Origin of the sequence: Paractinoplanes ovalisporus (assembly GCF_016834655.1) — a bacterium.
GTDB classification, from domain to species: Bacteria; Actinomycetota; Actinomycetes; order Mycobacteriales; family Micromonosporaceae; genus Actinoplanes; species Actinoplanes ovalisporus.
This window is the reverse complement of sequence record NZ_JAENHP010000020.1, coordinates 14,567-35,818: the sequence shown is the minus strand read 5'-3', so window position 1 is coordinate 35,818 and position 21,252 is coordinate 14,567. Positions and strand designations below refer to the sequence as shown.

Here is a 21,252-nt window from a genome sequence, read left to right as displayed (position 1 = left end):
TCAAGCAGCCGCAAACCGCAAGATCTTGTCGTCGCCGTCGCGGGGATCACCTCGGCCGTCCCGGTTCGAGGTGGTCACCCACAGGGCGCCGTCCGGGGCCACGGCCACCGTCCGCAACCGGCCGTACTTCCCGCTGAACTCCGCCTTCGGCTCACCGCCGCCGAGCGGGACCGTCCACAAGCGCTCACCACGCAGCCCGGCCGCATAGAGCGTGTCGCCGGCCACGGCCGCGCCCGACGGCGAGGCGTCGTCGGTGGACCACTGCACGATCGGGTCGACGTACTTGGCGTTGCCCTCCTTGCCCTCCACCTCGGGCCAGCCGTAGTTCCGGCCCGGCTGGATGACGTTCACCTCGTCCCACGTGTTCTGACCGAACTCGATGCCGTACATCTTCTTGTCCGGCCCCCAGGCCAGGCCCTGCACGTTGCGGTGGCCCACCGACCACACCGGTGAGCCGTCGAACGGGTTGCCGGGCGCCGGTTTTCCGTCGCGGGTGATCCGCAGGATCTTGCCGTTCACGTCGTCGCGGTCCTGGGCCGCGCTGCCGTCGCCGGCGTCGCCCGTGCCCACATAGAGGAAGCCGTCGGGGCCGAACGCGATCCGCCCGCCGTTGTGGATGCGCGCCTTGTCGATCCCGTCCAGGATCACCTGCTGCTTCCCGTCCGGAAAGGTGAACCGCACGATGCGGTTGTCACCGCTCGCCGTGAAGTACGCGTAGACGAACTTGTTCCGTGCGTAGTCGGGGTCGACCGCGATGCCGAGCAGGCCGCCCTCGCCACCCGCGTCGACACCGCGGATCTCGGCCACCTTTTTCGGCTCGCCGCCACCGGCCGGGATCTGCCGGATGTCGCCCGCGTCGCGCTCGCTGACCAGCGCCGAACCGTCGGGCAGGAACGCCAGCCCCCACGGCACGTCGAGTCCGCTCACGATCGTCTGCGGCCGGCTCAGGTCGGGTTTCCGATCTTGAGCAGGACTTTCCGAAAAGGATGACGGCGCGGACGACGGCGGCGCGTAGGTCGTCTCTCCGCGCGGCGCCGAAGCCTCGCCGTCGGAGCAGGCCACGAGCAGAAACGCTCCGGCCGTGGCGAAAACCAGGCGGGTCCGGGCGGCGGGAGTCATCGCTCCACGGTGCCACGGCCCGGCGAACTTCACCGGTTTACCGGACTCATGATCTTGGTTCGTCCGAAGATGGGGCCGCGCGGTGCCTCGGCCGTGCAGGGCGGAGAAACAGCGCGTGCGAGCCGCGGTCCTCACGGTCATCACCCTGCTGACGTACGGCGTCACGCCGGCCCCGGCGAGCGGCGCCACCACGATCACCTGGTCCACCTGTCCCGAGGACGCGCAGGTGCAGTGCGGCGAGATGAAGGTGCCGGCCGACTGGTCGAAGCCGGACAGCCCGAAGATCACGCTGACGATGGCGCGACGCAAGGCGACCGACCCCGCCCACCGCCTCGGCGTGCTGATCGTCAACCCGGGCGGGCCGGGCGGCTCGGCGGTCGACTTCACGTTCGGCGCGACCGGCTTCTTCGGCGAGGAGGTGCGCAAACGGTTCGACATCGTGGGCGTGGACCCGCGCGGGGTCGGCCGCAGCGCGCCGGTGCTGTGCTCGCGTGACCTGGTCGACGCCAAGCCTTCCCCGCTCGTCGAGTCCGAGCAGCAGTACGCCGCGATGATCACCTTCAACCGCAAACTCGCCGCCGACTGCGCCGCCCGCACCGGAGCCCACTTCAACCACGTCGACACGGCCAGCGTGGTGCGCGACTTCGACACCGTCCGCGCGGCGCTGGGCGAACAGAAAATCAACTTCTACGGCGCCTCGTACGGAACCCTGATCGGCCTGCAGTACGCCCAGCGCTACCCCACCCGGCTGCGCGGGCTCGTGCTCGACAGCGTGATGGACCACAGCGCCGACCTCGGCGACTTCCTGATCCGCGAGACCGACGCCGCGCAGGACTCGTTCGGCGAGTTCGTGAAGTGGTGCGCCCGCGACACCCGGTGCGTGCTGCGCGGGCAGAACCTCTACCAGCTCTGGGCCACCGCCGTCGTGAAGGCCCGGGCCGGGCAGCTGACCAACCCGTACGACCCGTCGCTCAAACTGAGCCTGTCCGACCTGCTCACGGCGGCGTTCTCGGCGTTCTACGATCCGCAGTGGTACTCGTTCGCCTATTACCTGCGCGACGCCCTGGCCCCCGCGCCCGCCCCCACCCCGGCCCAGAAGTCAGCCCGGACCACGCCGCCGACGGTCGACCTCATCGACTACAGCTTCTCGCCGGTCATCTGCGAGGACTGGAACCTCTCGGTCACCGGCTACGCCGACCTGCGCGCCCGGATGACCGAACTGGCCGCCCGCGCACCCCAGATGCTGATCTCGCCGCTGGCGCTGACCGCGATGACCGGCTGCCTGGGCTGGCCGTCGCCGCCCAGCAACCCGCAGGCCGCGATCACCCCGCCGCCCGGCCTCGGCCCGGTCCTGCTCGTGAACTCGCGCCACGACCCGGCTACGGCCTACCCCTGGGCCCGTAACGTCGCGGCGCAGCTCGGCACGCCGACGAGCCTGCTGACGTACGACGGCTGGGGTCACGTCGCCTACAACAAGAGCCCGTGCGTCTCCGGCGTGGTCGACCGTTACCTGCTCAAGCTCCGCCCGGTCGCCCCCGGCGCCCACTGTCCGCCGGCCGATCCCGAGCCCTTCGGCGTCGGCTGACCGGCTCCGGCGCCGCTCCGGCCGCTGGGCCCTCGGGCGTCGCGCCGATCGGGTTCGGCGTCGTCCCGGCCGCTGGGCCCTCGGGCGTCGCGCCGATCGGGTTCGGCGTCGTCCCGGCCGCTGGGCCCTCGGGCGTCGCGCCGATCGGGTTCGGCGTCGCCCCGGCCGCTGGGTCCTCGGGCTTCGCGGTGATCGGGTTCGGGCAGACTGGGCCCGGTGTCGTCCTCGTTCGTCCTCGCCCGCTATGTGGGCGCCGCGGTGTTCGCCCGCCTCGCCGACGAGGGCGCCCGGGTGTCGATCCTGTTGCTGGTGCTCGAGCGCACCGGCGACGAGGCCCTGGCCGGCCTGTTGATCGCCGCTCTGATGGTGCCGCACGTGCTGGCGGCTCCGGTGGTGGGCGCGGTGGCCGACGCCGTCCGGTCGCGCCGCCTGCTCTATCCGGTCGCCTATCTCGCGTACGCCGCATGTCTCGCGGCCGCCGCCGCGATGATCGGCCGGTCCACCGCGGGCGCCGTGCTGGTGCTGGTGCTCGCCGGCTGCGTCGCCCCGCTGCTCATCGGCGGTCTCAGCAGTCTGCTCGGCGACCTGGTGCCCGACCGGCTGGAGCGGGCGTTCGGCCTCGACGTGATGTCCTACAGCGTGGCCGGCATCGCCGGGCCCGCCCTGGCCGCCGTGCTGGCCGGGCTGGCCGGCGCCGCCTGGTCGACCGTCGGCCTGGCGGCGCTGGTGCTGGCGGCGGCGGTGCTCGTGATCACGTTGCCCCTGCCGTCCGCCACCCGTCGCCGGCGGCTGGCCTCGCCGCTTGCCGCGTTCGCCCTCATGTGGCGGCGGCCGCGCCTCGGCGGGGTGACCGCCGGAACCGTGTTCAGCATGGTCGGCACGGGTGCCCTGCCTCTGGTGGCGGCCCTGATCGCGGCGGGGGAGCACCGGCCCGAGCTCACCGGCGTGATCCTCTCGGCCGGTGCGGCCGGCGGCCTGATCGGTTCGCTGCTGTGCACCCGTTGGCCGATCCGCCGGTGGCGCCCGGAACGGGTCGTGATCGTCTGCCTGGCCGCCACGGCACTGCCGTACCTGATCCTGATCGTCCTGCCGGTCGGCTGGGCCGGGTTGCCGTTCTTCGCGCTCGCCGGCGGTCTGGGGGCGCCGGTGTCGGTGGCGGTCTTCGCGGTGCGCGATCAGGAGTCGCCACCCGGGCTGCGCACGCAGGTCTTCTCGCTCGGCGCCGGGCTCAAGGTGACGGCGGCCGCGACCGGGGCGGCCGCGGCCGGGCTGGCCGCGGGGGCCGGAGCGGCCGTCATTCTCGCCGCAGTCGGGATCTGCCAGTTGCTCGGCGCCGTGGCCGTGCTGGCGGTGGGCCGCGTCACCCCCACGTCTCCCCAGCCTCGGAGTATCGTTAGCCAGGCTAACTAAGGGAGGCCCGTTTGACCCGTCGCGCGCCCCGGGCATCCATCGATCCGGACGCCCGCAAGAGCTGGCTGCGGCGGGCGCTGCCGCTGGTCAAGGCCCACCGGGCTCTGCTGATCACGTCGCTCACGCTGTCCTTCGCCGGCCTGATCGTGCAGGTGCAGATCCCCAACCTGGTGCGGGTCGGCATCGACGACGCCATCGTCGAGAAGACCGCGCAGCTCAGCACGTACGTCTGGTGGATCGTCGGGCTGGCCCTGCTGCAAGGGCTGATCAACTTTCTGGCGCGGCTCTATCTGCTGCGTACCGCGTTTGAACTCGAATACGACCTGCGCAACATCGTCTACGCCCACCTGGCCCGCATGCCGTTCGGCTTCTACGACCGGGTGCAGACCGGCGAACTGATGTCGCGCTCCGGCTCCGACATCCGAGCCGTCCAGCTCTACCTCTCGTTCGGCCCGTCGATCCTCGTACAGTGCCTGATCGCGGTGGTCGCCTTCGGCCTGATGCTCTCGATCAACGTGCCGCTCGCGATCGTGGCGATGGCGACCATGCCGGTCATCGGGCTGCTCGGCGTCAGCATGCGCAAGGCGATCTTCCCGGTGTCCTGGATGATCCAGGCCCGGCTGGCCCAGCTCGCGACCGTGGTCGACGAGAACATCCAGGGCGTCCGGATCGTGAAGGCGTTCTCGGCCGAGGGCCGTCAGCTGCGCCAGCTCGCCGAGAGCGCCGACCGCATCCGGTGGGCCTACCGGCAGGACGCCCGCATCCGCAGCCGCTGGAACCCGGTGCTCGACAACCTGCCGCGCCTCGGGCTGGCGCTGGTGCTGCTGGTCGGCGGCTGGATGGTGATCGAGGGCAGCACCACCGTGGGCACGATCGTCGCGTTCAACTCGTACGTGCTGATGCTCCAGCCGCCGTTCCGCCTGCTCGGCATGATGATCATGATGGGGCAGCGGGCCTCGGCGTCCGCGCGGCGGATCTACGACATCCTCGACACGCCGAGCGACGTGGTGGACGGGCCGGAACCGGTCGTGGTGCCGCTGCGCGGGGATCTTGCGTTCGACGAGGTCGGTTTCGCGTACCCGAACGGAACTCCCGCCCTGGACGGACTGAACCTGCGCATCCGGGCCGGGGAGACGGTGGCCGTGGTGGGCGGGACCGGGTCGGGCAAGTCGACACTGGGCCGGCTGATCGCGCGTTTCTACGACGTCTCGGCCGGGCGGGTCACGATCGACGGGCACGACGTGCGCTCGCTCGCGCTGGAGTCGTTGCGGCAGCAGGTCGGCATCGTGCCCGACGAGCCGTTCCTCTTCTCGCTCTCCCTGCACGACAACATCGCGTACGGGAAACCGGAAGCCTCCCGGGCCGAGGTCGAGTCGGCGGCGATCGCGGCCGGCGCCGACGAGTTCATCCGCGCGCTGCCCGACGGCTACGACACCGTGGTCGGCGAACGCGGCTACACGCTGAGCGGCGGCCAGCGGCAACGCGTCGCGATCGCGCGGGCGCTGCTGGTCAACCCGCCGGTGCTGGTGCTCGACGACGCCACCAGCGCCATCGACGTGACCGTGGAGCAGCGCATCCACTCCTCGCTGCGCGACCAGATGCGCGGGCGGACCACGCTGATCGTCGCGCACCGGCTGTCCACGATCGGGCTGGCCGACCGGGTCGTGCTGATGGAGGGTGGCCGGGTGATCGCCGACGGCACGCACGCCTCGCTGCTGGCTTCCGAACCGCGGTACGCCGCCGTTCTGGCTTCCGCTTCTTCCGCTTCTTCCGCGGAGGTTCCGTCATGAGCATGTACGGGGGTGGGTTCGGGGGCTTCAACGTCGGCGGGCGCCCCACGGTCGGCGCGGCCGGTCGCAAGGGCAACGGGCTGCCGTTCGCTGGCATCCCCGACGACCTGCGTGAGGGCGTCGCCCAGCTGGAGGCGCGCGAGCCCGAGCACGGCGATCCCGGCGTCTCGTACGACCCGGTCGGCGACTCGGGGCGGCGCATCTCGATGACCCGGCTGCTGCTGGGCCGGCCCGGCCTGCTGATCGCGGCGTCGCTCGCGATCGGAGTCGAGACGCTGCTGCTGCAGATCGGCCCCTACCTGCTGCAGATCGGCATCGACCACGGCATCTCGGCCGGCAACCTGCGGGTCCTGATCCTGGCAACGGTCTGCTTCGTGGCGGCGGTGCTGCTCACCGGCGTGGCCACCGCCGTACGCATGCGCAAGAGTGGCCTGCTGGCGGCCGCCGCCACCCGTGACCTGCGCATCCGCATCTTCGCCCACCTGCAGCGGATGTCGCTCGACTACTACACCCGCGAGAAGGCCGGGGTCACCATGACCCGGATGACCTCCGATGTGGAGTCGTTGCAGAGCCTGCTGCAGGACGGCTTCGCCCAGTTCCTGATCCAGGGGCTGACCATGGTGGTCGTCACCGGGGTGCTGTTCCACTACAACGCCTACCTGGCGATCATCACGCTGGCCCTGGTCGTGCCGCCGCTGACGATCGCGTCGCTGTGGTTCCGGCACGCGGCCGACCGTGGCTACAACCGCCAGCGCGACGCCATCGCCACCATGTTCGCCGACCTGTCCGAGAGCCTGAACGGCGTACGGGTAGTGACCGCCCACAACCGCCAGGAGCGCAACGTCGTCGCCCATCGTGAGGTGGTCGGCGGCTACCGCGACGCGAACGACTTCACCGGGCGGATCAACGCGATCTACGGCCCCGGTACGTCGGTGATCGGCCTGATCGCGATGGCCGTGCTGCTGCTGGTCGGCGGGCGGATGGTGCTGCGGGGCTCGCTGACGATCGGAGAGCTGACGGCGTTCGTCCTCTACGTGAACTCGTTCTTCCAGCCGGTGCAGCAATTGGTGCAGCTCTACACGCAGTACCAGCAGGGCAAGGCCGCGATCGGCAAGATCCGGGGGCTGTTGTCTTCTGTTCCGTCGGTTGTCACCGCGCCGGACGCCGTCGTTCTGCCGCCGGTCACCGGGAAGATCGTTTTCGATGACGTGACCTTCGGCTATTCCTCGGACCGTCCGGTGCTGGCGGGCGTCAATTTGGACATCTCGCCCGGCGAGACTGTTGCCTGCGTCGGCCCGACCGGCGCCGGCAAATCGACGCTGGCCAAGCTGGTGACCCGGCTCTACGACCCGACCTCGGGCCGCATCACGATCGACGGCCACGATCTGCGCGACGTCACCCTGGAATCGCTGCGCACCCAGATCGGGGTCGTCCCGCAGGAACCGTTCCTGTTCGCCGGCACGCTGCGCGACAACATCGCCTTCGCCCGTCCCACGGCCACCGACGACGAGATCTGGGCCGCGGTCGACGCGGTCGGCCTGCGCGAGCTGGTCTCCCGCTCGCCCGAGGGCCTGGACACGCCGCTGCACGAACGTGGTCAATCGGTGTCGTCGGGGGAGCGGCAGTTGCTGGCGCTGGCCCGGGCGTTCCTGGCCGAGCCGCGGGTGGTGGTGCTCGACGAGGCCACGTCCAGTCTGGACCTGCGCTCGGAGCTGCGCGTCGAGGCAGCGCTGGACGCGCTGCTGGAGGGCCGGACGGCGATCCTGGTCGCCCACCGTCTGTCCACGGCGATGCGCGCCGACCGGATCATCGTGGTCGACGACCACCACATCGTCGAGACCGGCAGCCACGACGAGCTGGTGGCCGCGGGCGGTCGCTATGCGGCCATGTTCGAGACGTGGGCCGCGCACTCCTGAACGTTGTCGGTCTCAGTGCGGCGCGCTGGCCGCGACGAAGGCGGCGACCTGGCGGGACGTGCTGTCCCGGGACCAGGCGATCACGACGGTGGCCGGAACGGCGTCCGTGACCGGCCGCCAGACCGCGCCCGGCGGCACGCGGTCACGGATCGACTCCGGCAGCACCGCGACCATCCGTCCGAGCATGATGAGTTGCATCAGCTGGTTCGTGTCACTGATCGGATAGCCGGTCACGCCGGGGCGGGCCTCCGGCCAGCGGGGCAGCGTCTCGCCGCTCAGGTCGGCCATCGACACCGTGTCCTGGGCCGCCAGCCGGTGGCCCTCCGGAAGCACCACGACCTGGTCCTGGGTGAGAAGGTCGTCGCTGTCCAGTCCGGTCAGGTCGTTCTGCGGCCGGTGCAGCAACGCGAGGTCAGCGCGGCCGTCGCGGACCATCTGGGCGCGTTCGCCGGCGCTGAAGGCCAGATCGACCGGGACGGCGCCGGGTGTGGCCGCGTAGCGGTCCAGGATCGACCGCAACAAGCCGCCGTCACCGCCCGGTTTGAGCGCCAGCACCAGACGCCGGGTGGTCTCGGCGGCCCGTTGCGTACGCCGTACCGCCGCGGCCGCCGCATCCAGAGCACCTCGGCCCTCGGCCAGGAGCACCTCGCCGGCCGGGGTCAGGTGAACCTCGCGACTGGTGCGCTCCAGAAGGGTGACACCCATCCGCCGCTCGAGCAGGCGGATCGCCCGGGACAACGGCGGCTGGGCGATGTTGAGCCGGCGGGCCGCCCGTCCGAAGTGCAGTTCCTCGGCCACCGCCACGAAGTAGCGAAGCTCCCGCATCTCGATGTCCATATCTTTAGGGTATCGATCGAGATCGGGCGGATCCTGGTCCGTGACGCCGGGCGGTGGTCGTCTGGAGGCATGACTGATGATGCAGCGATCGTGCTGGTGACGGGGGCGAACAAGGGGATCGGGCGGGCCGTCGCGGATCGGTTCGCCGGCCTCGGGATGACGGTGCTGGTCGGCGCCCGGGACCGTGGGAAAGGTGCGGCCGCGGCCGACGAGATCCGCGCGGCGGGCGGCGAGGCGTATCCGATCGGTCTCGACGTGACCGACCAGCGCGGCGTGACCGCGGCGGCCGAAGAGATCGGCGACCGGTTCGGCCGCCTGGACGTTCTGGTCAACAACGCCGGCATCTCCGGCGGGTTCGCGGGCCAGGCGCCCGGTTCGGTGCACCTCGACGAGGTGCGGGCAGTGTTCGAGACGAACCTGTTCGGCGTGATAGCCGTCACCGAGGCGATGCTGCCGCTGCTGCGGCGCTCCTCCGCCGCGCGGATCGTGAACGTGTCCAGTGGCACCTCGTCGATGACCTGGATGAACGACGCCACCCACTATCTGAGCCGGATGCCGGGCTCGCTGGGCTACCCGGCGTCGAAGGCCGCGCTGAACATGCTGACGGTGCAGTACGCGAAGGCGCTGTCCCGCGACGGGATCCTGGTCAACGCGATCGCGCCCGGCGCCTGCGACACCGACTTCGCCCAGGGCCTGCCGTTCACGCTGACCCGGACCGCGGCCGAGGGCGCCGCGATCGTCGTGCGGCTGGCCACGCTGGGCCGGGAGTGCCCGACCGGCGGGTTCTTCGACGACAACGGCACCGTGCCGTGGTGAGTGTTCCAACTCGGGGGGCGTATTCCCGACGGATCTGGTAGGCAGGGATAGACCAACAGCACTGTCTTCGGAGGATCAATGCGGATTCTGCCGGTCCTTGGCGTGACATCCCTGGCCGCGACCCTGCTCGTGGCGCCCTCGCCGGCGCTGGCCGGGGGCGGCTACGGCCAGAAGCTCGGACCCACCGCGACCGGGTACGGCGGCGCGGTCTCCACGGTCGACCCCACGGCCACCGCGGTCGGCCTCGACGTGCTGCGCCGCGGCGGCAACGCGGTCGACGCGGCGGTGGCGGCGGCCGCGACCCTCGGCGTCACCGAGCCGTTCTCGGCCGGCATCGGGGGCGGCGGCTTCTTCGTCTACTACGACGCCCGCAAGCGCAGCGTCTCCACGATCGACGGCCGCGAGAGCGGCCCGGCCACGATGAAGGAGACCCACTTCATCGACCCGGCCGACAACACGCCGTACGACTTCCAGGAGGCCCGCGTCTCCGGCCTCTCGGTCGGCACGCCCGGCACCCTGGCCACCTGGCAGTCGGCAGTGCGCCAGTGGGGCACGAAGTCGCTGGCGAGCCTGCTCGAACCGGCCGCCCGGGTCGGTGACAAGGGCTTCCCGGTCGACGCCACGTTCCGCCAGCAGATCGCCGACAACGCCGCCGCGTTCGGGCAGTTCGACGCGACCAAGGCGCTCTACCTGCCGAACGGGACGCCGCCGGCGGTGGGCTCGACCCAGCGCAACCCCGACCTGGCGGCCACCTACCGGCTGATCGCCAAAAAGGGCATCGACGTCCTCTACGAGGGGGCGGTGGCCCGCGACATCGTGAAGACGGTCCAGAACCCGCCGGTGTCCAGCAACCCCGTGGGGAGCTGGGCGTTCCCGATCCGGCCGGGCACGCTGACGTTGAACGACCTCAGGAACTACGAGCTGCGCCACCCCGAGCCGACGAAGTCGAAGTTCAAAGACCTGACGGTGTACGGGATGTCGACCCCGTCCAGCGGCGGCGTGGCGGTCAGCGAGGCCCTCAACATCCTCGAAACGGCCGGCCTCTCCAAGAGCGACGTCACGAAGGCGCTGCACTACTACCTCGAGGCCTCGGCGCTGAGCTTCGCCGACCGCAACCGCTACGTGGGGGCGTACACGAAGAACTCGGTCTTGCGGAAGCTCGTGTCGGACGGCTGGGCCAGGCAGCGTGCGTGCCAGATCAAGCCGGGCGCCGCGCTGACCAAGCCCGTGCCGCCGGGTGACCTCAACGCCTCCGGCTGCACCCCGGCCACCGTCGGCGGGCCCACCGAGCAGGGGCAGAGCACGACCAACCTGACCGTCGCCGACCGCTGGGGCAACATCGTCGAATACACGTTCACGATCGAGCAGACCGGTGGCAACGCGATGGTCGTGCCCGGCCGGGGCTTCCTGCTCAACAACGAGCTGACCGACTTCAACTTCACCAACACGCAGGCCCCCGCGGCCGACCCGAACCTGCCCGGCCCGACCAAGCGGCCGCGCAGCTCGATGTCGCCGACGATCGTGCTGCAGGACGGCAAGCCGTTCCTCGCGCTGGGCTCGCCCGGCGGCGCGACGATCATCACGACGGTCCTGCAGATCCTGCTCAACCGGGTCGTGCTCGGCCAGTCCCTGCCCGACGCGATGGCCGCTCCCCGGGCCTCGCAGCGCAACACCGCGGGCATCCAGGCCGAGCCGGCGTTCCACACCACGTACGGGCCGGCGCTGACCGCGCTGGGGCACACGTTCGGGCCCGACGTGCCCGAGCTCGGCGCCGCCACGGCGATCGAGTTCACCCGCGGCGGTGGTTTCATCGCCTCGGCCGAGCCGGTCCGCCGCGGCGGTGGAGCGGCCGGAGTCGTCAACCCTCGATAAACCCACGCTGAGCTGTGAAAGGGCCGGGAATTCCCCGGCCCTTTCCTGGATGCGCACTCAGTTTTCTCCCGTACGGTCTGAGGCCCCGGATCGTGAAGGAGAGTGGAACCGCCTTGGGCGGCTATGGGTGGCAGGTCGTACTCGTCGTTGTTCTTGTTCTGGTCAACGCCCTGTTCGCGGGCAGTGAGATGGCTCTGGTCTCACTCCGCGACAGTCAGCTGCAGCGGCTGGAACGCAGCTTGAAGGCCGGCGCCACACTGGCCCGGCTGGCCCGTGACCCCAACCGGTTCCTGGCCACGATCCAGATCGGCATCACGCTGGCCGGCTTCCTGGCCTCCGCCTCGGCCGCGGTCTCGCTGGCGGCCCCGCTGAACGGCCCGCTCGACTTCCTCGGATCGGCCGCCGAACCGGTCTCGATCGTCATCGTCACGATCATCCTGACGTTCTTCACCCTGGTCGTCGGCGAGCTCGCCCCCAAGCGCATCGCCATGCAGCGGGCCGAGACCTGGGCGCTGCTGGTGGCCCGCCCGCTCGACATGCTGTCCTCGCTGTCCCGGCCGGTCATCTGGCTGCTCGGCAAGTCGACCGACATGGTCGTCCGGCTGCTCGGCGCCGACCCCGACGCGTCCCGCGAAGAGGTCTCGCCCGAGGAGATCCGCGACCTCGTGACCCAGCAGCAGGAGTTCACGCCCGAGCAGCGCACGATCATCAGCGGCGCGTTCGAGATCGCCGACCGGGTGCTGCGCGAGATCCTGGTCCCGCGCCGCGACGTGGTGGTCGTCCCGGCCGACATGGACTCGCGGGAGGCGCTGGGCCGCTTGGTCGCCGGTGGGCATTCGCGGGCGCCGGTCACCGGGCCGATGGGCCTCGACGACGTGCTCGGCGTGGTGCACCTGCGTGATCTCGTCGACGCCCAGGGCCCCGTACGGGACCATATGTTCGCCCCGATCTTCCTGCCCGACTCGCTCAAGGTGTCCGACGCGATGCTCCAGCTCCGTGTCCAGCGCCAGCAGCTGGCGCTGGTGGTCGACGAGCGCGGCGCCATCGACGGCATCGTGACCATGGAGGACCTGGTCGAGGAGGTCGTGGGCGAGATCTACGACGAGACCGACCGCGACGTGCAGTCGGTGGTCCGCGAGCCGGACGGCTCGACGCTGCTGCCCGGCACGTTCCCGGTGCACGACCTGCCCGACATCGGGGTCGACGCCACCAACCTGACCGACGGCGACTACACGACGGTGGCCGGCCTGGTGCTGTCCCGCCTCGGCCACATCCCGACGACCCCCGGCGAGGTCGTCCAGGTCGACGGCCACACGGCCGAGGTCGTCGAGATCACCGGCCGCGCCATCACTCGCATCCGCTTGCGCGCGATCCCCGGGGAAAGCGAGTCGGAGAAGGCCGGGTCCGAGCCCCAGCCGGCCGGAAGCTGATCACCGCCGCAACCGCCCACGACCCCGACGACATCCGAATCCCGCGAGTCGGCGATCGACCCGTCCGGGGTTCCTCAGCAGCAGCCGGATGACGCCGGCGCCACGGCCGAGCCCGGCCGCGGCGGGACCGCAGCGGCGGCCGGGCTGTCCGCACAGCAGTCGACGGCGTCGGGCATCGGCTTGTCGCCGACGTCGGAGTCGCCCTTGACGACGTAGACCTCCCACGGCTCGTTGCCGGGACCGCGGACCCACACCTTGTCCTGCAGCGCGTAGCAGCACTCGGTGTCGCCCTCGGTCAGGGTGACCAGCCCCGACTCCGTCAGCCGGGTGGTCGCCGCGTCCACCGCCTCGGACGTCTCGACCTCGACGCCGAGGTGGTCCATCACGGTCGGGTTCCCAGACTCGCCTTCGAGCAGGACGAGCTTGAGCGGCGGCTCGGCGATCGCGAAGTTCGCATACCCGGGCCGGCGCTTGGCCGGCTCGACCCCGAACAACTTGGAATAGAACGCCACCGACCCCTCCAGATCGGCGACCCGCAACGCGAGCTGAACACGAGACATCTCCGGACCTCCAGCGAATTCGACTGCCATCTAATCCGCAGATTGCCATCGGATTCGACAAGTGTCAAACTCGACGGGTGTCGAATTCAGAGCTGCCGGTGATCCCGGGCGAGGGCTGCTGCAGCACGCCGATGGTCGCCGAGCCGGTCAGCGAGCCCGATGCCGTCGCGTTCGCCCAGACCTTCAAGGCCCTCAGCGACCCGGTCCGGCTGCGGCTGCTCTCGCTGATCGCCGCCCGGGCCGGCGCCGAAGTGTGTGTCTGCGACCTGCTCGACGCGTTCGCCCAGACCGCGCCGACCATCTCGCACCACCTGAAAGTGCTCCGCGACGCCGGCCTGATCACCGGCGAACGCCGCGCGTCCTGGGTCTACTACCGGGTCGTCCCGTCCGCCCTGGCCGAGCTGTCGCAACTGCTGGACGCCTCCGCCATGACCGCCGCGGCCGACGCGTGACCCTCGCCCGCCGCGCCAGCGCCGAGTTCACCGGAACCGCCCTGCTGGTCGCCGCGGTCGTCGGTTCCGGCATCGCCGCGACCCGGCTCTCCCCGCACCAGGTCGGCCTGCAGTTGCTGGAGAACGCCGTCGCGACCGCGCTGGCCCTGACCGCGCTGATCCTCACCTTCGGCCCGGTCTCCGGCGCCCACTTCAACCCGGTCGTCTCCGCCGTCGACTGGTGGCTCGGCCGCCCCGCGCGCACCGGACTGACCGGACGCGACCTGCTCGCCTACACCCTGGCCCAAACCGCCGGGGCGGTCGGCGGCGCCATCCTGGCCAACCTCATGTTCGGCCTGCCCGCCATCTCCGTCGCGACCACCGCCCGGTCCAGCTCCAACCTCTGGCTCGCCGAGACAGTCGCCACCGGTGGCCTCGTCCTGCTCATCGTCGCGCTGGCCCGCTCCGGCCGCGCCGTCACCGCTCCGGCCGCGGTCGGCGCCTACATCGGCGCCGCCTACTGGTGGACCTCGTCGACCAGCTTCGCGAACCCCGCCGTCACCATCGGCCGCATGTTCAGCGACACCTTCGCCGGCATCGCCCCCGCCTCGACGCCGGCGTTCCTGGCCGCGCAACTGGCCGGCGGCCTGCTGGCCGGCGCCGCCATCGCCTGGTGGTATCCCGGCACCGCCCCGACGGCCGCCGACGTCGTCGTCCCGCACGCTGAGCAGGAGGCCGCGCCGCGATGAGCACACGACGTCGTCCTCGTCGAACGCCGCCGCCCCACCATCACCTGACCACCGGAGCCACCACGATGACCAGCACCAAGCCCAGCGTCCTGTTCGTCTGCGTCCACAACGCCGGCCGCTCCCAGATGGCCGCCGGCTGGCTGCGCCACCTCGCCGGGGACACCGTCGAGATCCGCTCCGCCGGCTCCGAACCCGCCGACCGGATCAACCCCGTCGCTGTCGCCGCGATGGCCGAAGTCGGCATCGACATCACCGCCGAGCACCCCAAGAAACTCGAACCCGAGGCCGTCGAAGCCAGCGACGTCGTGATCACCATGGGCTGCGGCGACACCTGCCCGTTCTTCCCCGGCAAACGCTACGAAGACTGGAAACTCGACGACCCCGCCGGCCAGAACCTCGAGGCCGTCCGCCCTATCCGCGACGACATCCGCACCCGCGTCGAACAACTCCTCCATGAGCTGCAAACCCGGCCCTGAACCGTGCCGGCTGACGTCCACGCCCGGCTCTCGAGGGCATGGATCGCCGTCGTGTGCGACGTGATCGGACGATGACTCAGAGCAGGGCGCGCAACCGGCCGGCGAAACCCTCCGGGTCGGTGAGGTGGGTGAAGTGCTCCGGGGCCGGGCCGGCGGGTCCCGAGCCCGGCCCGGCGACGGCCAGCCGGCGGGTGGGTGGTTGCGCTTTCCAGCCCGCGTACGCCTTCAGGAGTGCCGGATCGCGGCGGGGCTCGGCGAACGGGCGGTAGTGCTCCGGCACCGCCGCCAGGCCGGCCGCCTCGAGCAGGTCGTCGACCGTGGCCGGCATGCTGTCCTCGGGCTCGTCGAGGGTGAGCAGGCAGTGGGTCGCGTACGCGTCGGCGAACGCGATCGCCAGCCAGGCCGACGTGCCATGGCCGACGACGATCGGCGCCCGGTGCAGCTGCAGGTCGTTCACCAGGGACGCCAGGTCGGCGGCGATCCGTTCGAGGCTGTAGTCCGTGCGGTGCGGGCACTGGCCGTGGCCGGGCAGGTCGGGGGCGATGACCGTGCAGTCGCCGGCCAGCTCGGCGGCGACCGGCCACCACATGGTGCGGTCGAAGAGCAGGCCGTGCAGGAGCAGGACGGGCCGGCCGAACTCGCCCCAGCGGTCGTAGACGAGACGGTTCAGCGGACTGTTCGTGGCATGGGTGGAGCGGCGCGGGGGCTGGGGGTGCATGCGACGGTCCTTCTTCGGGCTCGGGCGGGCAACGGGGCGCGGCAGGGCCCGGTCGCTATACCCGGAGGACCGAACTTGAAGCTTCGTCGCCGTGGCCCTCGCCACCAGCCGGAACAACGAGATCGACGGCCGCCAGGGCGTGGCCCTCGGCCGGAACGGTGTTGCGTACGGGGACGTTGGCGGCCGGACGCAGCCGGTGACTCGCCGTCGGTGTCCACTCGGCACCGTGCTGGTGATCGTCCGGCGTGTACTCCGCGATCCCGGACCGAGCCGAGCCGGCGACGTCGTGGTGACCAGCGCCCGGAAAGGCGCCCGCCGAGACCAGCGTGACCCCGCTCAGGGCCAGCACCGCCATCACGAGCGCGGCGAGACCGGCGCGTGTGCGTCCGGCCCAGGTCATGACCCCAGCGTACGTCGCCCGGCCGCGGTGACCAGGGGCAGCGCGAGCCGCGATCATCGGGCATCATCCTGTCGTGCTGTGCGAACGCTGCGGAACCATGTTGGAGCGCCCCGGACAGGGGCATACCTGTCGTTCGGCGCATTCCGCCCCGCAGGGGCCGCCGCTCGGCTGGCACGTCGCCACCTGGGTGACGGTCGGCCTGCTCGTGCTTCTCGCGGCCTGTTCGCTGGCGGTGGCCATGACCCGGCTCGGGCTGCCCGCCCCGGGCGAGCCGACGCCCCGCACCGACGAGGCGATCGTCCACGGGCTGCTCAGCCTGGTCTGGTTCGGGCTGCTGGTGGGCGTGCTGGTCGCGCTGGTCGTCTTCAGCCGCGGCACCCGCCGGGTGGCCGACCGGTTCTCCGACCAGTGGCGGTGGTACCCGCGACCCCGCCTCGTGCTGCGTCTCTACGGCCTGGTCGCGATCGTGACGATCGTGGCCCAGGTGTTCGCCGGCGCGGGCTGGCGTCAGGTCCTGGTGGCGGCCACCGTCGTGCGGTTCGTCGGCATTCTCCTGCTGATCGGCGCGGTGCTGATGGCCTGGGCCCGGATCCGCGGCCTGGCCTCCGATTCGGCCGCCCAGACGTACGCCGCCGCGGCCGACCCGCCGCCGGTGAGCCGCTACGCGTGGGACGACGAGATCCCGGCCCCGCGGTCCGAGCCCGAGCCGCCGGCCCGGCCCGCCGCCCCGATCGTCGAGCAGCCCCGCGGCCTGGCGCCCCACCGCGCCCCGCTGAACGCCGTCGCCTCCGACGCCGACTGGAACCCGCACCACTGGGAGCCGGAGTCCTGAGCGCACACACTCACCGGATCGGGGGGAAATTCCCGGTTTCGCGTGTGGGAATCGCTTAGGAGCAGAACGGTTGCGACGATCCTCTCGATGTACAAGCAGGTCAGACGCGTCGGGGGGCGTTCGTCATGAAGGTGGTCAGCGGTCTGGCATGGGCGGCCGTCGTTGCCGGTGCGATGGTGCACCCGGGTGCGGCGACGGCCGCGACGACAAGTCTGCCCAGCCTGGTGGCGTACGTCCGCAACGGCGACATCTATGTCAGCAAGGGCGCGACCGAGAAGCGGCTCACCACCGGCGGCAACCAGGCCCGGCCGCGCTGGTCGCCCGACGGCAAGTCGATCGCGTTCCTCAAGGGCGGCTACCTCTTCGTGATGAAGGCGGACGGCACCGGCCAGCGCCGCCTGACCACGCGCGCCGCCGCCGGCCCCTCGTGGTCGCCCGACGGCAGGTCGATCGCGTTCGCCTCGCTGTCCTGCTCCGGTGGGCCCGGGGTCTACAAGATCGCGGCGACCGGCAAGGCCGCCCCCGAGGTGCTCTTCCCGCGTGACTGCCGGGGCGAGGATCTGCCGGCCGAGCCCGCGCCGGTCACCGCGCGGGCCGGGTCGCTGACCGAGCGGCTGCGCACCGACGACGCCGTGGCCTGGTCGCCGGACGGCACCCGGGTCGCGTTCCGCGGCGGCGACTGCGAGTCGGTCTACGACGCCTGCCTCAGCGTGGGTGAGCTGGCCACCGGCGGCGAGCAGACCGTGGCCGCGTACGGCGGAGGCAGCCTGCAGACCCGGGGCTTCGCGGTCGTGCCGAGCTGGCGGGCGGACGGGGCGAAGCTGGCCTGGACCGCCTCCCAGGAGGGCGAGACCAAGGCCGACGACCAGCCGGTGCACGTCGTCGAGTACGACACGAAGACCCGGGCCAAGAAGACCGTCGGCGGAACCCTGGACCGCGAGATGGCGTACCTCTCGACCGGCCGCGCGGCGATCACCGGGCAGTACCGCAACGGCTCGTGGGTGATCCTGGTCGACCTGGCCAGGAACAAGCGCACGCCGTTCCACGAGGGCTCCCAGCCCAGCGTGCAACCGGTGCGCTAAGCAGCCCGGGCGGGGTTGCCGATAGGGGAGTTGACCGGGAGCACCAGGGTTGCGATGGAGGTAATGCATGACCGTCTCCGGACCGGGCAGCGCGCGCACCGCCTACCCGCCGCTGATGCTCAACCGCACCGCGCGCGCGGAGAAGCCGGCCGAGCGCACCGACGACTACCTGACCGGCCGCGACCGCGAGCTGATCTTCCAGGTCACCGGTCAGCGGGACCCGTCCAAGCAGTCGGCCACCGCGTTCGCCGCGATCCTCTCCTCGGAGCGGGCCGCGGGCCGTCTCGCGCCCGGTCAGGAGGCCACGGCGCTCTATCTCAAGGACCTCAACCGGCGGTACGAGCAGACCGGCGGCCCCAACCCGGTCGCGGCGTTCCTGCCCAAGGCCCTCGACTATCTGAGCCAGGGCGGCGGAAGCCGGATCGACGTCTCGGCGTAGAAACATGGGGTGACCCACCCGCCGATCCGCACCTTCCACCCGCGCCGGGGCCGCATGAGCGCGCGCCACGCCGACGCCCACACCGCCCTCTGGCCCTCGGTCGGCCTGACCGTGGAGGACGGTGACCGCACTCCGCTGGACCTCGACGAGCTCTTCGGCCGACCGGCGCCCAAGGTGCTGGAGATCGGTTTCGGCATGGGTGACACCCTGGCCGCGATGGCGCGGGCCGATCCCGGCCGCGACTATCTGGGCATCGAGGTCCACACGCCCGGCATCGGCAACCTGCTCGCCCTCCTTCAAGATCAAGAGCTTTCCCACGTACGGGTGGCCCGCGGTGACGCCATGCAACTGGTGCACCGCCTGGCGCCCGGCCGCCTCGACGCCGTGCACATCTTCTTCCCCGACCCGTGGCCCAAGGCCCGTCATCACAAGCGCCGCCTGGTTCAGCCCGGCAACGTGGCCCTGCTGCGCGACCGGCTGCGCCCGGGCGGCGTCCTGCACTGCGCGACCGACTGGCCGCACTACGCCGAGGCCATGGCCGAGGTGCTCGACGCCGATCCCGGGCTCGAACTGGTCGACCACGACCGGGCCGGGCGGCCGGAGACCAAGTTCGAGCGGCGCGGCACCGGAGCCGGCCGGCCGATCGCCGACCTGCGATACCGTCGCGTACATGATGATTCGGGGCTTTCCGGCAATTAGCACCTTATAGGCTGGACGGGTGGCGAAGCGGCGAGACGACCCTGGCCGCGAAGCGTGGCCCGGTGGCCTCGACGAGAGCCTGTTGCACGAGGTCGCGGAGCTGCATCCGGCCTCGCTGGACGGCGGCGGCGGCGACGAGCTGGCCGCCCTGCTGGCCCGCGCCGCGCACGCCCCGGTCGGCATGATCCACCTGGTGCGCGGCAGCACCCTGCGCCTCTATGGCGGCCACGGTCTGACCGAGGCCTGGAAGGTGCCGGAATCGCCCCTCGAGGGCTCGATGGCCGGGATCGTCGCCGGGACGGGTGAGCCGCTCGTGATCGACGACCTGTCGGCCGACGACCGGGTGCCGGTCCGGCTGCGCGGGCACATCGGGGCCTATCTGGGCCATCCCATGCGTGACCAGAACGGCGCTGTCCTGGCCGTCTGCTGCGCCGCCGACACCGAGCCCCGGCACTGGTCGGCGGAGCAGGGCCGCTCGGTGGCCGAGGCCGCGCTGGTCGGCACCCTGCTGATCACCGAGCAGCTGGCCCGGTACGAGATCGACCGCCAGCGCCGCTTCCTCGACGCGGTGCTCGACAGCCTGCACGACGGCGTGACCGCCTGCGACGAGCAGGGCCGCATCGTGTTCGTCAACGAGCGCATGCGCCGCATCCGGGACGACCTCGGGCATCCCGGCGACGACCTCGGCCTGCTCAGCGCCCTTCGCGGCGCCCACCTGCGCGACAGCGACGTGGTGCTCCAGGACCCCAACCGGCGCAACCGCCACTACCTGGTCGACGCGCACCCGATCACCGGTCCTGGGGGCCGGACGGTGGGCGCGGTCCAGGCCGTGCAGGACGTCACCCGGCGCAAGCGGGTCGAGCGGTTCCGCACCTGCGAGCTGGCGGTCACCACCGCGCTGGCCGACGCGCCGAGCATCGAGGCGGCCGGTCCGCGGGTGCTCGAGGCCGTGGTCAGCACCCTGCAGTGGCTGCACGCCGAGCTGTGGCTGGTCGACGAGACGGCGGCCGTGGTGCGGTCGGCCGCCCAGTGGACCGCCCCCGGCCGGTCGGCGCGGATCGAGGTGCCGGCCGACCTGCCGTACGGGGTGGGACTGGCCGGGCGCGCGTGGCAGGTGGGCAAGCCGTTGTGGATCCGGGACGTGGGCCGCCCGCAGAGCCTGATCTCGCCGGAGACGGCCGAGTCGGGCTCCCTGCACACGGCGCTGGCGGTGCCCGTACGGGAAGGCTTTGAGACCCTCGGTGTGCTGGTCGTGTTCACCGACTCGATCGAAGACCCCGAGGACGAACTGCTCGCCCTGATGTCCGGGATCGCGGCGCACATCGGGCAGTTCGTCGAGAAGCACCGGGTCGAGGATCTGCAGCGGCAGCTCGTGCGCAGCAAGAACGAATATCTGGCGCTGGTCGGGCACGAGCTGCGCACGCCGCTGACCTCGATCAGCGCCTACACCGAACTGCTGCGCGAGGCCGACGAGAAGAGCCTGGTGGCCGACGGGCCGCGGCTGCTCGAGGTGATCGAACGCAACACCAACCAGCTGCGCGACATCATCAACGAGCTGATGGAGCTGTCCGCCCTGGACACCGGTCACGCCGACGTGCAGCTCACGCCGATGGACCTGGCCGAGGTCGTCCGCGACTCGGTCGCCAAGACGCGGGCCGCGGTCGTGGGCGCGCCCCTGGTCATCGACGACGAGCTGCCCGACCGGCTGGTGCTGCCGGGCGACCGCAAGCGGCTGCGCCAGGTGGTCGACAACCTGCTCGGCAACGCGGTCAAGTACAGCCCCGACGGCGGGCACATCGGGGTGACGCTCAAGGCCGACGGGCGGGCGGCCGAGCTGGCGGTGTCGGACACCGGGCTGGGCGTCTCCACCGACGAGCGCGAGAAGCTGTTCACCGGGCTCTACCGCACCTCGCGGGCGCGGGACGGGGCCATCCCGGGCACCGGCCTGGGCATGACGCTGAGCCGGGCGGTGGTCAGCAAGCACCACGGCAGCATCGAGCTGCTCGACCACGACGGGCCGGGGACCACCGTGCTCGTACGCCTGCCGATGGACGCCCGTTGACAACCTGTTGACACTTGTGACTCTAGTCA

General features: G+C 71.5%; 20 protein-coding genes. 15 read left to right on the top strand and 5 right to left on the bottom strand.

Annotated elements, in window-relative coordinates; translation table 11 throughout:
* The gene (locus JIG36_RS39050) at positions 1-1,119 is read right to left on the bottom strand and encodes a PQQ-dependent sugar dehydrogenase (RefSeq protein WP_203381498.1); all 1,119 of its coding nucleotides are present in this window, start codon (positions 1,117-1,119) and stop codon (positions 1-3) included.
* A 115-nt stretch (positions 1,120-1,234) separates the two neighbouring features.
* Between JIG36_RS39050 and JIG36_RS39045 the strand changes: the two genes are divergently transcribed.
* From JIG36_RS39045 to JIG36_RS39030, 4 genes are all read left to right on the top strand, one after another.
* Complete coding sequence (locus tag JIG36_RS39045; RefSeq protein ID WP_203381497.1) at positions 1,235-2,704, top strand: alpha/beta hydrolase; 1,470 nt, start codon at positions 1,235-1,237, stop codon at positions 2,702-2,704.
* 216 nt (positions 2,705-2,920) lie between these two features.
* On the top strand, positions 2,921-4,114 hold the full coding sequence (locus JIG36_RS39040) for an MFS transporter (RefSeq protein ID WP_203381496.1): 1,194 nt from the start codon (positions 2,921-2,923) through the stop codon (positions 4,112-4,114).
* An 11-nt stretch (positions 4,115-4,125) separates the two neighbouring features.
* Positions 4,126-5,904, top strand: coding sequence for an ABC transporter ATP-binding protein (locus JIG36_RS39035; RefSeq protein ID WP_203381495.1), 1,779 nt, complete (start codon positions 4,126-4,128; stop codon positions 5,902-5,904).
* The gene (locus JIG36_RS39030) at positions 5,901-7,820 is read left to right on the top strand and encodes an ABC transporter ATP-binding protein (RefSeq protein ID WP_203381494.1); all 1,920 of its coding nucleotides are present in this window, start codon (positions 5,901-5,903) and stop codon (positions 7,818-7,820) included. The genes JIG36_RS39035 and JIG36_RS39030 overlap by 4 nt, the downstream gene beginning before the upstream one ends.
* 12 nt (positions 7,821-7,832) lie before the next feature.
* Here the strand turns inward: JIG36_RS39030 and JIG36_RS39025 are convergent, their stop codons facing one another.
* Positions 7,833-8,657, bottom strand: a complete 825-nt coding sequence (locus JIG36_RS39025; protein WP_203381493.1) for a LysR family transcriptional regulator — start codon at positions 8,655-8,657, stop codon at positions 7,833-7,835.
* Positions 8,658-8,726: 69 nt separating this feature from the next.
* Here JIG36_RS39025 and JIG36_RS39020 point away from each other — a divergent pair, with 69 nt between their 5' ends.
* The 3 genes from JIG36_RS39020 (at position 8,727) to JIG36_RS39010 (ending at position 12,775) form a co-directional block, all read left to right on the top strand.
* The gene (locus JIG36_RS39020) at positions 8,727-9,473 is read left to right on the top strand and encodes an SDR family NAD(P)-dependent oxidoreductase (protein ID WP_203381492.1); all 747 of its coding nucleotides are present in this window, start codon (positions 8,727-8,729) and stop codon (positions 9,471-9,473) included.
* A 78-nt stretch (positions 9,474-9,551) separates the two neighbouring features.
* Positions 9,552-11,345, top strand: coding sequence for a gamma-glutamyltransferase (gene ggt / locus JIG36_RS39015; RefSeq protein ID WP_203381491.1), 1,794 nt, complete (start codon positions 9,552-9,554; stop codon positions 11,343-11,345).
* Between the two features lie 113 nt (positions 11,346-11,458).
* On the top strand, positions 11,459-12,775 hold the full coding sequence (locus JIG36_RS39010; protein WP_203381628.1) for a hemolysin family protein: 1,317 nt from the start codon (positions 11,459-11,461) through the stop codon (positions 12,773-12,775).
* Positions 12,776-12,849: 74 nt separating this feature from the next.
* Here JIG36_RS39010 and JIG36_RS39005 read toward each other — a convergent pair whose 3' ends face one another.
* Positions 12,850-13,335 carry an ArsI/CadI family heavy metal resistance metalloenzyme gene (locus tag JIG36_RS39005; protein WP_203381490.1) on the bottom strand — a complete coding sequence of 162 codons (486 nt, stop codon included), beginning with the start codon at positions 13,333-13,335 and terminating at the stop codon, positions 12,850-12,852.
* A 77-nt stretch (positions 13,336-13,412) separates the two neighbouring features.
* Here JIG36_RS39005 and JIG36_RS39000 point away from each other — a divergent pair, with 77 nt between their 5' ends.
* The 3 genes from JIG36_RS39000 (at position 13,413) to JIG36_RS38990 (ending at position 14,991) form a co-directional block, all read left to right on the top strand.
* A complete protein-coding gene (locus JIG36_RS39000; protein WP_307873088.1) occupies positions 13,413-13,787 on the top strand; it encodes an ArsR/SmtB family transcription factor in 375 nt (124 codons plus the stop codon).
* Positions 13,784-14,515: an aquaporin gene (locus JIG36_RS38995; protein WP_203381489.1), complete on the top strand. Its 732-nt coding sequence runs from the start codon at positions 13,784-13,786 to the stop codon at positions 14,513-14,515. Before JIG36_RS39000 ends, JIG36_RS38995 begins: the two co-directional genes overlap by 4 nt.
* Before the next feature lie 65 nt (positions 14,516-14,580).
* A complete protein-coding gene (locus tag JIG36_RS38990) occupies positions 14,581-14,991 on the top strand; it encodes an arsenate reductase ArsC (protein ID WP_203381626.1) in 411 nt (136 codons plus the stop codon).
* A 76-nt stretch (positions 14,992-15,067) separates the two neighbouring features.
* Here the strand turns inward: JIG36_RS38990 and JIG36_RS38985 are convergent, their stop codons facing one another.
* A complete protein-coding gene (locus tag JIG36_RS38985) occupies positions 15,068-15,709 on the bottom strand; it encodes an alpha/beta fold hydrolase (protein WP_203381488.1) in 642 nt (213 codons plus the stop codon).
* A gap of 55 nt (positions 15,710-15,764) precedes the next feature.
* Positions 15,765-16,109, bottom strand: coding sequence for a hypothetical protein (locus JIG36_RS38980; protein ID WP_203381487.1), 345 nt, complete (start codon positions 16,107-16,109; stop codon positions 15,765-15,767).
* 97 nt (positions 16,110-16,206) lie between these two features.
* On the opposite strand from JIG36_RS38980, the gene JIG36_RS38975 reads away from it, so the two are divergent.
* The 5 genes from JIG36_RS38975 to JIG36_RS38955 all read left to right on the top strand — a co-directional run bounded on the left by JIG36_RS38975 (position 16,207) and on the right by JIG36_RS38955 (position 21,223).
* Positions 16,207-16,941, top strand: a complete 735-nt coding sequence (locus JIG36_RS38975; protein ID WP_203381486.1) for a hypothetical protein — start codon at positions 16,207-16,209, stop codon at positions 16,939-16,941.
* A gap of 125 nt (positions 16,942-17,066) precedes the next feature.
* Entirely contained in the window at positions 17,067-18,023 is a 957-nt protein-coding gene (locus JIG36_RS38970) for a TolB family protein (RefSeq protein ID WP_203381485.1), read from the top strand.
* A 67-nt stretch (positions 18,024-18,090) separates the two neighbouring features.
* Positions 18,091-18,462, top strand: coding sequence for a hypothetical protein (locus JIG36_RS38965; RefSeq protein WP_203381484.1), 372 nt, complete (start codon positions 18,091-18,093; stop codon positions 18,460-18,462).
* A 54-nt stretch (positions 18,463-18,516) separates the two neighbouring features.
* Complete coding sequence (gene trmB / locus JIG36_RS38960; protein WP_236049118.1) at positions 18,517-19,161, top strand: tRNA (guanosine(46)-N7)-methyltransferase TrmB; 645 nt, start codon at positions 18,517-18,519, stop codon at positions 19,159-19,161.
* Between the two features lie 19 nt (positions 19,162-19,180).
* The gene (locus tag JIG36_RS38955) at positions 19,181-21,223 is read left to right on the top strand and encodes a sensor histidine kinase (RefSeq protein ID WP_307873087.1); all 2,043 of its coding nucleotides are present in this window, start codon (positions 19,181-19,183) and stop codon (positions 21,221-21,223) included.
* Positions 21,224-21,252 lie beyond the last annotated feature (29 nt).

Coding starts and splice junctions, on each gene's coding strand:
- JIG36_RS39025 (WP_203381493.1), bottom strand. CDS start 8,657: ATGGACATCGAGATGCGGGAGCTTCGCTACTTCGTGGCGGTGGCCGAG.
- JIG36_RS38975 (WP_203381486.1), top strand. CDS start 16,207: ATGTTGGAGCGCCCCGGACAGGGGCATACCTGTCGTTCGGCGCATTCC.
- JIG36_RS39020 (WP_203381492.1), top strand. CDS start 8,727: ATGACTGATGATGCAGCGATCGTGCTGGTGACGGGGGCGAACAAGGGG.
- JIG36_RS38970 (WP_203381485.1), top strand. CDS start 17,067: ATGAAGGTGGTCAGCGGTCTGGCATGGGCGGCCGTCGTTGCCGGTGCG.
- JIG36_RS39005 (WP_203381490.1), bottom strand. CDS start 13,335: ATGTCTCGTGTTCAGCTCGCGTTGCGGGTCGCCGATCTGGAGGGGTCG.
- JIG36_RS39030 (WP_203381494.1), top strand. CDS start 5,901: ATGAGCATGTACGGGGGTGGGTTCGGGGGCTTCAACGTCGGCGGGCGC.
- JIG36_RS38965 (WP_203381484.1), top strand. CDS start 18,091: ATGACCGTCTCCGGACCGGGCAGCGCGCGCACCGCCTACCCGCCGCTG.
- JIG36_RS38990 (WP_203381626.1), top strand. CDS start 14,581: ATGACCAGCACCAAGCCCAGCGTCCTGTTCGTCTGCGTCCACAACGCC.
- trmB (WP_236049118.1), top strand. CDS start 18,517: ATGAGCGCGCGCCACGCCGACGCCCACACCGCCCTCTGGCCCTCGGTC.
- ggt (WP_203381491.1), top strand. CDS start 9,552: ATGCGGATTCTGCCGGTCCTTGGCGTGACATCCCTGGCCGCGACCCTG.
- JIG36_RS38985 (WP_203381488.1), bottom strand. CDS start 15,709: ATGCACCCCCAGCCCCCGCGCCGCTCCACCCATGCCACGAACAGTCCG.
- JIG36_RS39050 (WP_203381498.1), bottom strand. CDS start 1,119: ATGACTCCCGCCGCCCGGACCCGCCTGGTTTTCGCCACGGCCGGAGCG.
- JIG36_RS38980 (WP_203381487.1), bottom strand. CDS start 16,109: ATGACCTGGGCCGGACGCACACGCGCCGGTCTCGCCGCGCTCGTGATG.